The 13,361-nt window shown below is 56.1% G+C and carries 12 protein-coding genes; 2 read left to right on the top strand and 10 right to left on the bottom strand.

The annotated features are described in order from the left end of the window. The first annotated feature begins 131 nt into the window (after nt 1-131). Nucleotides 132-1,016: a phosphatase PAP2 family protein gene (locus GGR27_RS07700; protein ID WP_168036836.1), complete on the top strand. Its 885-nt coding sequence runs from the start codon at nt 132-134 to the stop codon at nt 1,014-1,016. 223 nt (nt 1,017-1,239) lie between these two features. On the opposite strand, the gene GGR27_RS07695 is transcribed toward GGR27_RS07700, so the two are convergent. The 5 genes from GGR27_RS07695 to GGR27_RS07675 all read right to left on the bottom strand — a co-directional run bounded on the left by GGR27_RS07695 (nt 1,240) and on the right by GGR27_RS07675 (nt 6,250). Beyond that, nucleotides 1,240-1,692: a hypothetical protein gene (locus tag GGR27_RS07695; protein ID WP_168036835.1), complete on the bottom strand. Its 453-nt coding sequence runs from the start codon at nt 1,690-1,692 to the stop codon at nt 1,240-1,242. A gap of 13 nt (nt 1,693-1,705) precedes the next feature. After that, nucleotides 1,706-3,391: a M23 family metallopeptidase gene (locus GGR27_RS07690; protein ID WP_168036834.1), complete on the bottom strand. Its 1,686-nt coding sequence runs from the start codon at nt 3,389-3,391 to the stop codon at nt 1,706-1,708. 20 nt (nt 3,392-3,411) lie between these two features. Continuing rightward, nucleotides 3,412-4,626, bottom strand: a complete 1,215-nt coding sequence (hemA, locus tag GGR27_RS07685; protein WP_168036833.1) for a glutamyl-tRNA reductase — start codon at nt 4,624-4,626, stop codon at nt 3,412-3,414. Between the two features lie 187 nt (nt 4,627-4,813). Then, nucleotides 4,814-5,743 carry a calcium/sodium antiporter gene (locus tag GGR27_RS07680; RefSeq protein WP_168036832.1) on the bottom strand — a complete coding sequence of 310 codons (930 nt, stop codon included), beginning with the start codon at nt 5,741-5,743 and terminating at the stop codon, nt 4,814-4,816. Nucleotides 5,744-5,914: 171 nt separating this feature from the next. Continuing rightward, nucleotides 5,915-6,250, bottom strand: a complete 336-nt coding sequence (locus GGR27_RS07675) for a phosphoribosylpyrophosphate synthetase (RefSeq protein ID WP_168036831.1) — start codon at nt 6,248-6,250, stop codon at nt 5,915-5,917. Between the two features lie 138 nt (nt 6,251-6,388). On the opposite strand from GGR27_RS07675, the gene GGR27_RS07670 reads away from it, so the two are divergent. Beyond that, the gene (locus GGR27_RS07670) at nt 6,389-7,546 is read left to right on the top strand and encodes an aminotransferase class V-fold PLP-dependent enzyme (RefSeq protein ID WP_168036830.1); all 1,158 of its coding nucleotides are present in this window, start codon (nt 6,389-6,391) and stop codon (nt 7,544-7,546) included. 5 nt (nt 7,547-7,551) lie between these two features. On the opposite strand, the gene GGR27_RS07665 is transcribed toward GGR27_RS07670, so the two are convergent. The 5 genes from GGR27_RS07665 to GGR27_RS07645 are packed head-to-tail and all read right to left on the bottom strand — an operon-like array spanning nt 7,552 to nt 13,238. Continuing rightward, the gene (locus tag GGR27_RS07665; RefSeq protein WP_168036829.1) at nt 7,552-8,868 is read right to left on the bottom strand and encodes a sensor histidine kinase; all 1,317 of its coding nucleotides are present in this window, start codon (nt 8,866-8,868) and stop codon (nt 7,552-7,554) included. A gap of 29 nt (nt 8,869-8,897) precedes the next feature. Continuing rightward, nucleotides 8,898-10,256 (bottom strand): sigma-54-dependent transcriptional regulator, encoded by a 1,359-nt coding sequence (locus tag GGR27_RS07660; protein WP_168036828.1) that lies wholly within the window; start codon nt 10,254-10,256, stop codon nt 8,898-8,900. Nucleotides 10,257-10,275: 19 nt separating this feature from the next. Next, on the bottom strand, nt 10,276-10,665 hold the full coding sequence (locus GGR27_RS07655) for a hypothetical protein (protein ID WP_168036827.1): 390 nt from the start codon (nt 10,663-10,665) through the stop codon (nt 10,276-10,278). A gap of 48 nt (nt 10,666-10,713) precedes the next feature. After that, the gene (locus GGR27_RS07650) at nt 10,714-11,892 is read right to left on the bottom strand and encodes an ABC transporter permease (protein WP_168036826.1); all 1,179 of its coding nucleotides are present in this window, start codon (nt 11,890-11,892) and stop codon (nt 10,714-10,716) included. Nucleotides 11,893-11,903: 11 nt separating this feature from the next. Then, nucleotides 11,904-13,238 carry an ABC transporter permease gene (locus tag GGR27_RS07645; protein ID WP_168036825.1) on the bottom strand — a complete coding sequence of 445 codons (1,335 nt, stop codon included), beginning with the start codon at nt 13,236-13,238 and terminating at the stop codon, nt 11,904-11,906. Nucleotides 13,239-13,361: the final 123 nt, after the last annotated feature.

Below are 13,361 nucleotides of genomic sequence, written 5' to 3'. Positions count from 1 at the left end.
TGAAGTAGTGTTGTGGGGATAATAAGCCGTTTACTCCGCTAATGTTTGTCGCGTAGGACCATGTCACCGGCCGAGCAGTGGCAAACACGGATGAGCAGGGCGCGTTGCACTCCTACAAAAGCAACCGCCTAATGCGCCCAACATACGGTCTTCTCCTCTCCTTCGTTTTTTTTAGCTGCCTGATCTCCACAATGCAAGCCCAAAGCATCCCGCTCGCAGAGAGAAAAGACATTCGCGCCTACAATCCAACTGAAGAGAAGGTTTACGCCATCAACCCGTGGATAGACGGAGGAATCGGGCTTGGAGGAATGATTATTTCCACCACGCTGATCGATAAACTGCGCGACAAAGATGTCGTCGACTTCGCGTCCCTCGACCGTGATGACGTCGCGGGTTTCGACCGCTGGGCCTTCCCCGACAACGCTGACCGGAGAGAAGACGCCGAAAGCGCGAGCGACGTGTTTTTTAACGCCTCCATCCTCCTGCCCTTCACGCTTTTTCTCGATAAAAAAATTCGGAAGGATTGGATCGACATTACCGCCCTGTACGTACAAACCCACGCGCTGAGTAGCCTTACCTACGCCATCACTCCGCTCGGGCCAACGTTCATCGACCGGGCACGGCCGGTAGCTTACTACGAAGACGTAGATGACAGTATTCGCGAATTAGGCAATAACCGCAATAGCTTCTTTAGCGGCCACGTAAGCACTACCGCCGTGGGGACTTTCTTTTTCGCCAAAGTGCTTTCGGACTACAATCCGCAGTGGAACGGAAAGCAACGGGCGCTGGCTTTCGGTCTGGCTAGTTTGCCGCCGGCTTACGTTGCCATCAAACGCATACAGGCGCTGAAACACTTTCCTTCCGATACCGTAGTGGGATTTGGGGTCGGTGCATTTTTTGGCATTATGACGCCACACATCCACAAGCGGTGGCAGCGGAAGCACCGGAGTAAATTATCGATCGGTGGGTCGTACGGTGACGGGGCCGGGGTGGCTGGGTTGGGGTTGACTTTTTGAGGACTATCCGTCAGTTACACATCCGATGAACTTCCAGCAGCCATTACTGCGCAACGGCCGCTGGAAGATACATCTGATGAGAACTGACACATCCTCACCACTAGTTTTTTGGATGACACTGAACTTGAGGAAGTTACTGCTGTGCAACGGTTTCTAGAAGATACATCCGAAGGAAACTGACTACTTATTGCGTTATCTAGTGATACTAAACCATCTGTTTCCGTTAAGTCGCTTCGCTATGGGGGAGCACACCCGGCAACTCCTCCTTAAAGTTATCCAACAAAGACTTATCAACGAGAAAGCGCATTTTGCGCCCGAAACTACCCACGCCATTGAGGCGGATGGTGGCGAAGCGGAAGAAAAGGAAGCGCGTTTCAGTAAAGGATTCTACGTCCTGATCCCAGCGGTAAAAGGCCGTCCGAAAATAATTGCTGACGTAGACTTTTTCACCGTCCGTCTCCACCCGTTTGAGCGGCCACAGCAGCACCAGGAAACTGATGACGGCGAGAACGAGGGCGAACAGCGTGCCGTAGCGGAACGAGGTAAGCAGACTTCCCTCGAAAAGGTTATCCCTTACGAACCAGGCGACAATCGTAAGCGCCGCGAGGATGGTCGTCCAGAAGACCGGGACAAATAGTTTAAGGAAAAGCGTTGCGTTAGAAGATAGTCGGTACATGGTCACAGGGGGCTTAGCGGGTAAATTTACGTTTCCAGTTGGTCGTGTTCCCCCGGGCGTCAGTCAGTTCGAGTTCAAAGGTATGCTTGCCGGGGCGGAGGGCACCTTCGCTAAAGTTATGGGTCAATTTGTCGTTCTTCTCATCGTATTCCAGAAAGATCCACTTTCCGTCGATCGTCCCCCGGTACGCCAATCCACCACCGCTCACGTCGTCGGTGATGAGTACACTAAAACCGGCGTAACGATTAAGGTTGCGGGGAAAAGAATTGATGCGGACGGTCGGCGGGATCGTGTCCAGAAAAAGTGCGTAGTCGCCGAAGCTACCGAGGGTCGTTTCCAGCGAGCCGGCTTCAGTCCACTTACCACCGTGGCTGTGGTATTGGCCCTTTTCGTCGCAGCGACCAAGGTAAACCCGCTCCCTGAGCCCGTCGGGGACTGGCTTCGTCGGCCGAATACTGATTTTTGCACGCCCGTGCAGTGGCGTCAGCGCGTCGTGCACGAGGTAAGTGGCACTGTACCGGTCCGCCGAGTCGTCCGGTAGTACCGTAAACCGCAGGTAGAGATCTTCGTACAGCGCGTTTTCGGGGAAATAGAGTGAGAACCCCTCCCGCTCGATTAAGCTCTCCTCCCCCGCGGGAATAAAGTACTGATGCGGTTGCGTGAACTCCGGTTCGTCTCCCGGCCGGTAAACCAACGTAGCTTTTTCCGTCGTCACGTTGCCGGCGTAATCACGCACCTCGATTACAACATTAGTCGGTCGGTTGGTCACGAGCTTGAGCGCTGGCCCATCGTTCATGGCACTCCCGCGCAACCCCGGCACCCGCGGCAGCGCCCACAAGCGGTGAAACCAGGACGTCTCCTTTTGCCACTCCCGGTAATCCGTTTGCGCGTTGAGGTAGCGCGTATCCCCAAAAGGAATACGGGCGTGCTCGATGCCCGACTGGCGGACCGAATCAACGAAAACCGTGGCCGAGTAGATACCGTTCCAATTCGGCATCGCGTCCTGGCGATCGTAAGCTTTTACGGCAACGCCGACGTCGGGCGTCCTCACGAAAATGGTGTCCTTACTCCCTGACTTATGGGTTGTTGCGGTGATCTCGTGCCCACGCCCGTCCAGCTCGTAAATCCGGAGACTACGAATTTGCGGTGCCCGCCGGTCGGGAATTGAAAAGCCAAACTGCAGTGGATTGACGGGTACGTCCCCAAGAATCTCCCGCAGCTCGAAGTGTAGGTGCGAGCCAAAGCTGTGCCCCCGGTTCCCCACCGCCCCGATGCGCTGCCCCCGGGCGACGGGAAAGGCGAGCGAGTCGAATTTGAGGTCCTGCCGAAACGACTCTTCCGCAAACTGCGCCGCCCGCACGGTGTCCAGCAGTTCCCCCACCAGGGTCTCCAAGTGGCCGTAGACACTCCGGTAACCGTCCGGGTGATCGACGTAAATCGCCTGCCCGTAGCCGCCGGGGCTCACGATGATGCGGCTGACAAAACCTTCGCGCACCGCATAAACCGGTGTGCTGGTGCTCGCCCGAAAGTCTAAGCCCGCGTGGTAGTGATCGCTGCGTAACTCGCCAAATGTCCCCGTTACGAGCAGGGGGCCACGCAGGGGGGCGACGTAAGCTTCGGTTGCAATGCGAGCAGCCAACTGGGCAAAAGCGGCCGTGGTCGACAGCACGAAGATGAGCGAGGCGAGCGAATACCGCACGGCAAAAAATTGAGGTGAGATCAACCCAGGATGGCCTCCCGGGCCGCTTTCATCGGAATACCGATGCAGCGTTTTTCCATGTAAGTGAGTATGCGGTCCATGAGTTCGCGGGCTTCGGGATCAAGCTCGGCGATTTCTTTGGCAAATATTTTGTCGACGGCGTTCTGGCGGACGGCCTTGATTTCGGCCGGCAAGTGCGCAAGCGCCCGCTCCAGTAGTCGCTGGCGATAAGCAATTTCCACTTCTTCGAGGTGGACGCGCAGCAGGCCGTGGGAACGCTTGATCTCCTCGCGCCGAAAACTCATGTTCTCCTCCGCCAGCGAGCGAAGTTGCTCGATGCCCACGTAGTAAAAATCGTACTGCTCCACGGTCTCTTCGGCGATGTCCGACGGGACGCCGAGGTCGACGACCAACTTGCCCCCCGGGTCGTCGCCGGCGAGCAACCAGTGAAAGAGCTTCGGCGTCACGATGGGTTCCGCGGAGCCGGTACAGGCCACGAGCACATCGAAACCTTCTTCGTAGTAAGATAAATCATGGAGGGAAATGGCTTTGCCCCCGGAAAAGCTTGCCGCCAGGGCTTCCGCGCGGTCGAGCGATCGGTTGACGACGGTTACGCTCTCGAGCCCCTGCTGTTTCAAAAATTTGGCAACGAGCACGTTCGTCTGCCCCGCCCCGATCACCAGGACGCGCGAACCCGGCTTCGGGTGGTGTTTCTGCATCTGCTGCATGGCCAAGGAAACGACCGAAACTGCCTTTTCACCGATCCGCGTGTTGTTGTACACATCTTTGGAGGCCAGGCTGACTCGATCACAAATGATGCGCAGATCGTCGCCAATCAGCCCCCACTTGCGACTCTGTTTGTACGCTTTGCGAAACTGGCCGAGGATTTGTCGCTCCCCAACGACGAGGGAGTCGATGGAAGAACCGACCTCAAAGAGGTGGTAGATGGCCTTGTTGCCCTGCAGGTGACGCATGGCGGCGACGGCGTCGATCGTCCGGTCGCCCAGGAGGGCCTGTCGAAAGGCTGCATCAACTTCCCGTCTGGTGGTAAAGAGCAACAACAGGCGGTTGCAGGTAGCCATGTAGTACAACTCGTCAACCAAACCACTCCCCCGTAAGGCCGCAAGTCGTTGCTCCAGCTGCCCGTCCCCCTCGAAGGCGGTTACCAACTCACCGATGTCGCGCAGTTTGGCGTGGCGGTGGGTGAGGGTAAGTACGTGAACATGTTGGAGCATCTAGGGCAGGCGGGGTGTTGTTGCGCTGCAAAGGTAAAATCTGCCCCGCCCTTCACTGTCACGACCTTGTTAGAATGTTAAAGACCCGTGTCCGCCAACGCTACGTGGCGGATTTAGCGGGCGGTTTACGCCACTACCGTCAGCGGCGTGACAAGGTCCGGGTCGTTCCCGTTTAGAAATGGAATGCTTAGCCCGCGTTCTCGAACAACACGCCGAAGTACCAGGCAAAGAAGAGCAACAGCACCATCCCTTCCCAGCGGGTGATTTTACGGTTGTTACTCATCACGCCGAGCAGGATCGTCATCACGATCATCAGGGGCAAGTAGATGTCGATCACGTCCTGCGGAATGACCAACTCGCCGAAGAAACGCGGGATGGACATGACGATGAACGTGTTGAAAACGTTGGAGCCAATGGCGTTGCCGACGGCAATGGATGCTTTCCCCTTGCGGGCGGCGGCGAGGCTAACGGCGACCTCCGGCAGGCTCGTACCGATGGCAACGGCGGAAAGGGCGATCACCGTAGGGGCGATGTTGAGAATGACGGCAATGGTCGTGATGGCCGAAATGACGAACGTGGCGGAAAGACTCACAATGGCACCGCCGGCGATCAGGAGCACGTAATCTTTCCAGTTGGCGGTCGGGCGGTCTTCTTTGTCCGGTTTCTCCTGGTCCTTGAGGCTGTAAGCCAGAAAAATACAAATCCCGACGAGGAACAAAAAGGCCTCGTAAAGGGATAGATTTCCGTCGGAAACCGCAAAGTAGAGCAGGAAGGCACTTCCCCAGAGGAAGGGAATATCGATGTGCCAGAGGTTGTACTCCAGGTCGATGTTCTTCACGACGACGGCCGTCAGGCCCAGCACCAGCGCGATGTTGGTGATGTTCGAGCCCACGACGGCGCCGATCACGATCTCCGGCGTCCCGTTCAGCACGGCAACGATACTGGTTGCCAGCTCCGGCAAGGAAGTGCCAAAGGCAACAATGGTCACGCCGATGATGAACGGCGAAATACCGAAGCTCAAACCGATGCGCTCGGCGGCCTCCACGAAACGGTCGCTGGCCCAGAGTAGGGCGGCAATGCTGACGACGAAGATGCCGACCTGTATGAGTAATTCCATATGCGGCGCGAAGGTAGGAACTAGATTGGTCTTGGGTCTGAAGGCTTTAGTCTGGGGTAAATGGTCTGTGGTCTACAATAAAGACCACAGACCTCAGATCATTTTTCTTTGCGCGGACGCGGGTGCAAAGTTTATTCGGGAAAACCCAACCCGCAGGGTATAACTACCGAACTAGAGTTTACCCGGGTCGTCGTACTGCACGCGGAACTTCTCGATCATTTCCGGAGATAGCGAATCGGCGTATACGCCGTAAGCATCGACGAGTTGTCCCTTCGTGCCGTCGGCGGCTTCGATGCCGTAGAGAACGGAGTTATCGTCGGTGCTGCTCATGCCTTCGAAGCGATAGGTGTGGGTGATGGTGAAGTCCTCTGGCTGGAAGTTTTTGCTGAGCTTTTTGCACTCCAGGTGCTTGCCCTGCTGGTTAAAATCGTGGGTGTAGCCGTCCGCCTTGAGTTGGGCGATGGCTTCGGTGAGGGTGGCGTAGGGGTTGTCTTGGTGGATGGCCATGGGCTAAATACGTATTTTGTGTAGCATTGGAACCGGCCGTAAATACGGCATGTTCGCCCGACCCACTTTGCTTCTTTCCCCGTCACCCGGCACTCCCGATAGCTATCGGGACCGCGCACCATTGCATAAATTTACCGAATGACGCACCCGACCACCAACCGCTACCGCGATCTCTTCCCCGAAAAAGCCGTCGCCGGCTACCTGAACGGTGCCAGCCGCGCGCCACAACTGAAAGCCGTGGCCGCCGCCGCCCGCCACGCGCTCTGGTGGCGGGAAGCGCACCCGGGGATGCCCGTCGATAAATTTTTTGGCGACGTCGAGGACATTAAGAACCTTTTTGCCCGCCTAATTAACTGTCCGGAGTCAGGCCGCATCGCCATGACGTCCTCGGCCAGCTACGGGGTTGCGACGGTCGCCAAAAACCTTCCCTTACGCAAAGGCCAAAACGTGATCGTCGTCGAGGCGCAATTCCCCAGCAACTACTATTCGTGGGACGTGCTCTGCAAAGAAAAAGAAGCAGAGCTACGTATCGTCAAGCGCCCCGCGGCCGACGCCGGCGGTACTTGGTCCGACCGGGTACTCGCAGCCATCGACGAGCACACCGCCGCCGTCGCCATCGCCCACCTCCACTGGGCGGACGGCACGCTCTACGACCTCGCAGCCATCCGCAGACGCACCGACGAAGTCGACGCGTGGCTGATCGTCGATGCCACCCAGTCGCTCGGTGCCTACCCTTTTGACGTGCAGAAAATTCGCCCGGACGCCCTCGTGGCCGGCGGCTACAAATGGCTGATGGGTCCGTACGGCTGCGGTTACGCGTACTTAGGCGAACGGATGGACGGTGGCAAACCCATCGAAGAAAACTGGATCAACCGGGCGGGCAGCGATGACTTCCGCAACCTCGTCAACTACCGCAGCGATTACCGCGCCCTGGCCGGTCGCTACTCGGTCGGCGAACACTCCAACTTCATCATGGCGCCGATGCAGGTGGCGGCTTTGCAGCAGGTCGTCGCCATCTCTCCGGAGGTGGTTCAGGCGCACTGTGCGGGATTGTGGGCGGGAATTGCGCCCCAACTGCAAGAATTAGACGTGGCACTCAAGAAAGACCGCGCCCACCACCTGGTTGGTCTCGCCCTACCCGACTCGATCGACGCCGACCGGTTCGCGCGGGAAGTCGAAGCCCGGGGCCTGATGTTGAGCTACCGGGGGGATTCCGTGCGAGTGTCGCCGAACGTGTACAACGTCGCCGAGGAGATGTCGGCGTTGACCGCCGCCCTGGCCGCCGCCAGCAAGTGAGTTAGTTACTGATGAAGCGTAGGAAACGTCACCCGAAACCGCGTCCGCTCGTCCGGGCCGGTAACTAAGGAGTACCGCGCGCCGTGCGCTTCCAGAATTTCCCGGGCCAGCGTCAGGCCGATGCCCTGCCCGGTCGGTTTCGTGCTGAAAAAGGGCGTAAAGAGCTGCTCGGCGTGCTCGGCGGCGATGCCGGCACCGTCGTCCGTAATCGTGAAACCCGGAGGATTAGTGGTGGAAGTGATGGTGATCTGACCGCCCCGTTCGATACTCTGGCGGGCGTTCGTCAGCGCGTTGATGACGACTTGCTCGATCTGGGCGTCATCGAGGCGCAGGCTGATTTTTCCGGGAGCCAACGCGAATACAAGGTCGATATCTTCCTCCGCGAGCGTGGCCACCATCACCTTTCCGGTGCGGCGCAGCAAATCGTTCAGCTCGGTAAGCTTGCGCTGCGGACGCGGCAGCCGGACGACGCGCGCAAAATTATGGATGAAGGCCGTCATGTTGTCCGCCCGGTTGATGGCTGCGGGGAGGTAATCCGTCGTCAGGGCCGCCAGTGCTGGGTCGGTTTCGCGGGCGGCTTCCAGGAGCGTGGTCATGATACTCACCACGGCGCCGTTGGAGTTGTTTACTTCGTGGGCCATCATGCGGATCACCTTGCCGTAGGCTTCTTTTTCGGCGGCGAGTAGTTCGGCCGTGACGTCCTGCAGGATTAGGAAGCCTCGTTCGAAACCCCGGTCGATAAAGGTAGATTTTTCAACGTGATAGCGGCGGCCGTCCGGTCCGGGCAGGACGAAGGTGGTGGATTTGTTGCGGCCATTTTTGGGGTCCCGACTAAGTCGGGACAGGTGCAGGGCGGGTTGGAGGACGGCGGTGCGGAAGGCTGCATCGATACATTTTTGCTCCATCCAGCCGTTCAGCTTTGCGACTTCACCGTCAAAGTCCAGGGTAATGATCCCGATTTCCGTCGCTTCGATTAGTTGCTGCAGGAACTCTTCGCGCTGTTTGCCACTGACCCGCTCGCTCCGCAATTGATCGATCATGCTGTTGTAGACGTTCACCACTCCGTCCATTTCCCGACTCCCGGTGGGCAGCAACTTGACGGAAAAGTCACCATCCTCCAGCGCCGCCGCCCCCTGGCTGAGGAGTTTTACCGGCGCGATGATCGAGCGGAAGATCCGGAAGGCTACGTAGACGGAGACTAGCAGTAGCGCTTCCGCCGCGAAAATTAGGTACGGGTTTTCCAGAAAGGCGCGGTAGGCTAGCCCGCCGCAGGCTAGGTGGAGCACGAGAAGGTAGGTGATGTATTTATTGGCGGAGGACAAGGAGTGTAGCGTATGGTAAAATTAAGGTACTACTGTTTGATCCTAAACTTCTCAATCCGCCGGTACAGCGCCGCCCGCGTCAGCCCTAGTTCCCGGGCCGTGGCTGCGATTTCGTTGCCATTACGCCCCAGCGCGCCCTCGATCATTCTGACTTCCATTTCCGCCAGCGTCACGCCGCTCGGAGTTAAGGATTCGGCTTGTTTCTTTCGGTAGTGCGCTTCAAGGTGGAGAACCTGTAAACGAGGCTCATGGGTGAGGATAGCGACCCTTTCGACCAGGTTCTGAAGTTGGCGGATGTTACCCGGGAAGGACTGTTTGCGTAGCCAACCCAGCGCGTCCTTGCTCCAGGTAAGTTCCGGCCGGTCGTAGCGGCGACGTGCACTGGCCAGGAAGTGCTCGGCTAAGCCCGGGATGTCGGCGGGGCGGTCGCGGAGGGGCGGTAGTGGAAGGTGAATTAAATTTATGCGGTAGAGGAGGTCCTCCCGGAAGGTACCGGCGGCGGTCATTGAGTGGAGGTTACGACTGGTGGCGGAGAGAATGCGAACGTTGGTTTTGCGGATTTTGCTGTCGCCAAGTCTTTGGTACTGGCGTTCCTGCAGGACGCGGAGAAGTTTGACCTGGGCGGCGAGATCGAGGTCGCCGATTTCGTCGAGGAACAAAGTTCCGTCTTCCGCGAGTTCGAAGTGACCTTTGCGGTCAGTTTTCGCGTCGGTAAAGGCGCCGGCTTTGTGGCCGAAGAGTTCGCTTTCGAATAAACTTGGGGGGACGCCGCCGAGATTGACGGCTACGAACGGTCCCTTCGCCCGGAGGCTGGCTGCGTGGATGGCTTCGGCGACGAGTTCCTTCCCCGTGCCACTTTCACCGGTGATGAGGACGGAAGCTTGCGTAGGGGCTACGCGGGCGGCTTGGTCGAGGATGGTTTCTAGGTTCGGGGAAGAACCGATGATGCCGCCGAATGGATTTTGCTCCTTTCCAACCTGGCTGGCACCCGCGACCGCGCCAAATGCCATACTCGCTTGCTCAACTTGCGTGGCAACGGCGTTCAACAACTCCTTATTATCCCACGGCTTGGCGATAAAATCGCGCGCGCCGGCCTTCATGCCCTCGACGGCGAGCTGGACGGTCGCCCAACCCGTCATCAAAATAATCGGTAGCTGCGGTTGCTCGGCCAGGATCTGTCCAAGTATTTTCATACCGTCTTTCCCACTCGTATCGATGGTAAAATTCATATCGAGCAACACCAGCGACGGCCGGCAGTCGTTCACCGCCGGCAGCGCCTCCGTCATACGGGTGACGGACCGGACCGCGTAGCCCGCCCGTTTCAGCAGCAGTTCGAGGCTTTTGGCCACGATGGTATCGTCCTCAATGATTAGAATGGTGTGCTTCATGGTTACCGGTAAAACAGGTCTACTCGTTGCCGTCGTTCGGCGTGGGTGGTGTGGGCGTTTCTTCTGAGTCCAGGTATTCCCGCACGGTGGCGGCCATGGCTTCAGCCCTGGTAATTGTTTCCGGAACCAGCCCTGCGTAGTCAATGGAAAGTTCTCTTGACTTATTATCGAGCGCAATCAGAATACCGTCTTCGGTGGTTGTTTCCAGGTCACCGCGAAATCCATCAATAACGTCGCTTCCGCTAATTTTCGCGTAGGCAGCGACGAGCAAAGGAGCCTGATCTCTGGAGACGGACACGTTGAAGCTGTAATTCTTTTTCGTCTCGGTTTCGGTGACGACCGTGGTTTTTATCTGCGCCGAAGCTGCAAGCGTGGCGAATAACAGGGGAAGGATAAGTAAGTATTTCATAGTAGTAAGTACGGGTGGTTAAAGGGATGGTTGCACAGCAGTGATCAATCAATCTTCGTGCAGCACGTCTGCCGGCTGTAAACCAGCTGCCTGCCGGCTGGGGATGGATGCGCAGAGGAAGACGATGAGTAGGATGGTTATGATGGCCGCCACGATACCGAAATAGAAAAATTTAGCCGGTATGGAGGTCAATTCCAAGATAGGCACCTGAACGGCGAAGAATACGCCCAGTAGAAGAGCGGCCGTAGCGACGAGCAGAACTTCCAAAACGAACTGGGTGGTAATCTGCGCCGGCGTAGCGCCCATTGCTTTACGCAGCCCGATCTCGGCGCGGCGGCGGTTAATTTGGGTGAAGAGCACGCCGAAGAGACCGAGGGCGATGTTAATGAGTAGAAAGGTGGAGATTAACGTGAGGACGACCAGCGGAACTACCACCGGCTTATTAGCTTTAATTCGATCGTCCGCCATGTTCCAGATAACTACGTCCGTGTTTTTGGTGATGTCGCGGACCAAGTTGTAGATCGGCTCTTCGATGGCTGCCGTCCGGCCGCTGGACGCTCGGATGATCATCATCTGAAAAGGGTATTTAGTGACGTCCCGGCTGCGTGTTGGAAAAAAAGTGAGTGGTGCGTTTTCGGAGAAATTACTTCTGTATTTAAAATTTTCCACCACGCCAATAATTTTCTTTTCCCCCTCGATAATGAGAATAGAGTCGACCAGTGAGTTCGCGGCGGGGTAAAATTCATCCATCAAAGCTCCGTTCACGAGGACGGGAATATACTTGGACGTGACGTCCGTTTCGTCGAACCAGCGTCCTTCCCTCAATTCAAGATTCATGGTTTCGGCGAAGTGCTCATCGGCAAAAAAGCCCTGTGTTCTTAGTTCATATCCGTTGTCGTCATTTCCGTTGAAATACATATTTCCACTAAAGGGATTGATGCTACCGATAAAGGTGGCCTGCTCCACGCCCGACACGAGCAAGATTTCATCCCGAATTCGTTTTTGCATTGATACCGTGCTGGCGGAATCCATATCCTCGGGTAAATTTAAGCGCAGACCGACACTGTTTTCGTAAGAGAACCCCAGCGGGGAACTGAAGCGATCCAGGTTATAAAACCCGAAGGCGTACACGCCGAACAGGACCAAAAAAGCCAGGAGTATCTCCAGCAGAATCAGGGCATTTGCACGCCGCTTGTTCCACATTAACCGTACTAAGTGCGTAATCATGATTTATTATTTTAGCGGAGGGCTTCCCCGATGTTGGTGCGGCTCATGCGGTAGGCCGGTAGAATTCCGGAGACCAGCCCGAAGAGTAAAATGACGATCAAAAAGTAAAGAAATACCTTAAATGAAAAGGCCAGCCGGGTGATTCCCAGAAGGTCGTTAGCGTTCACGTACTGTATGATCAGGAAGGCCAGTATCAAACCAATCAGCCCACCAATGAAGGTGATGACGAGGTTTTCCAAGACGAATTGGTACAGGATATTTTTACTGTCCGCCCCGAACGCTTTACGGACGGCTATTTCCGATTTTCTTTCGAATACCCGACTGATGTTCAGGTTAATCAGATTGATGAGCGGGAGAACCAGAAAGAGGACGAGCAGCACGGCGATCGGCCCGAAGACCGTCCACACCGACGGGTCAGTATTTTGGCTGTCGCCAGGCACCATTCTGTCCGCGAAGAGCTCCAGGTAAGTTGATGCGTCTAAGCCCAGTTTCTCAAAATCCTGATCCGGGGGCATGGAAAAATTGTCCGCGTAAAACGCTAGCTGGTCGATGACCGAGGTTCTTTTCTCCGGGCTTACCGCTTTGAACACGGCAAGGAATCCCCCGCCCAGTGTTGTACTCGCTAGCTCCTTATTATCAATAGTCGTGTAGGGTAACAGCACGTCTCCTCCGGTAGCCTCGTTTTCTACCAGCGGCCTGGCAACAATTCCTACCACCCTGAATTTTTCCCGCCCGATCTCCACTTCCCGATCAATCACGGCTGCCGAAGCCTCCCCAAAATAATTCTTCGCCGCCTTGTCCGTCATGACGATTACCTTGCTCGCCTCATCGATAGCAGCTTGACCAAATGGCAAACCGTACAGGAAATTAAAATCAAAGACCCTAAAGTAATCCGCATCGACGTAGTAGGTGGACATACTCACTTTGCGCCCGTCCAGGTAAGTGTCCGCGTGGTTATTACTATTGATAAAAGAGTAAGATTCTACGTCTTCCAGGTCACGTAAATTATTATCTAAAAAATGGAAACTTCCCGGTCCGTTAGTCACCATTCTACCCCTTTCGTTCGTCTCGTACGTCGTGTCGTAGCGCATTTCGCCGGAAGTCATGACGATTGAGTCCACCACCGTGAGGGTGTCGTAAAAAGGCGTGAACCGCTCTACGGTAGGCATGAAAACCATACGGTGCATGTCCGTCATTGGCTTATTCGACCCCAGCATGGCGTTACCCATTGACGTTACCAGCATCAAAATCATTAAAGTAAAGCTTATCCCGAACAGGCTAATGAAAGTATAAAATGGCTTGCGCTTCAGGACCTTTAGGGAGAGTAGCAGGTAGTTTTTAAACATGATTGTTTTAGTTGTTACTGATGCGATTTTTTTGATATGCGACCTCTAGGATATGCGATATGCGAATCTCGATATGCGATATGCGATTTGGCTACCGCTGTTTCTTTCGCTGCGCTCAACTGC

The sequence above is a fragment of the Neolewinella antarctica genome, from assembly GCF_011927835.1.
Taxonomy (GTDB): Bacteria; Bacteroidota; Bacteroidia; order Chitinophagales; family Saprospiraceae; genus Neolewinella; species Neolewinella antarctica.
Note: the sequence above shows the minus strand (reverse complement) of the source record. Positions and strands in the feature narration are given on the sequence as shown.

Excerpts from the sequence above, each read along its gene's own strand:
- GGR27_RS07700 (WP_168036836.1), top strand. The coding sequence starts at position 132 with ATGCGCCCAACATACGGTCTTCTCCTCTCCTTCGTTTTTTTTAGCTGC.
- GGR27_RS07695 (WP_168036835.1), bottom strand. The coding sequence starts at position 1,692 with ATGTACCGACTATCTTCTAACGCAACGCTTTTCCTTAAACTATTTGTC.
- hemA (WP_168036833.1), bottom strand. The coding sequence starts at position 4,626 with ATGCTCCAACATGTTCACGTACTTACCCTCACCCACCGCCACGCCAAA.
- GGR27_RS07680 (WP_168036832.1), bottom strand. The coding sequence starts at position 5,743 with ATGGAATTACTCATACAGGTCGGCATCTTCGTCGTCAGCATTGCCGCC.
- GGR27_RS07675 (WP_168036831.1), bottom strand. The coding sequence starts at position 6,250 with ATGGCCATCCACCAAGACAACCCCTACGCCACCCTCACCGAAGCCATC.
- GGR27_RS07670 (WP_168036830.1), top strand. The coding sequence starts at position 6,389 with ATGACGCACCCGACCACCAACCGCTACCGCGATCTCTTCCCCGAAAAA.
- GGR27_RS07660 (WP_168036828.1), bottom strand. The coding sequence starts at position 10,256 with ATGAAGCACACCATTCTAATCATTGAGGACGATACCATCGTGGCCAAA.
- GGR27_RS07655 (WP_168036827.1), bottom strand. The coding sequence starts at position 10,665 with ATGAAATACTTACTTATCCTTCCCCTGTTATTCGCCACGCTTGCAGCT.
- GGR27_RS07650 (WP_168036826.1), bottom strand. The coding sequence starts at position 11,892 with ATGATTACGCACTTAGTACGGTTAATGTGGAACAAGCGGCGTGCAAAT.
- GGR27_RS07645 (WP_168036825.1), bottom strand. The coding sequence starts at position 13,238 with ATGTTTAAAAACTACCTGCTACTCTCCCTAAAGGTCCTGAAGCGCAAG.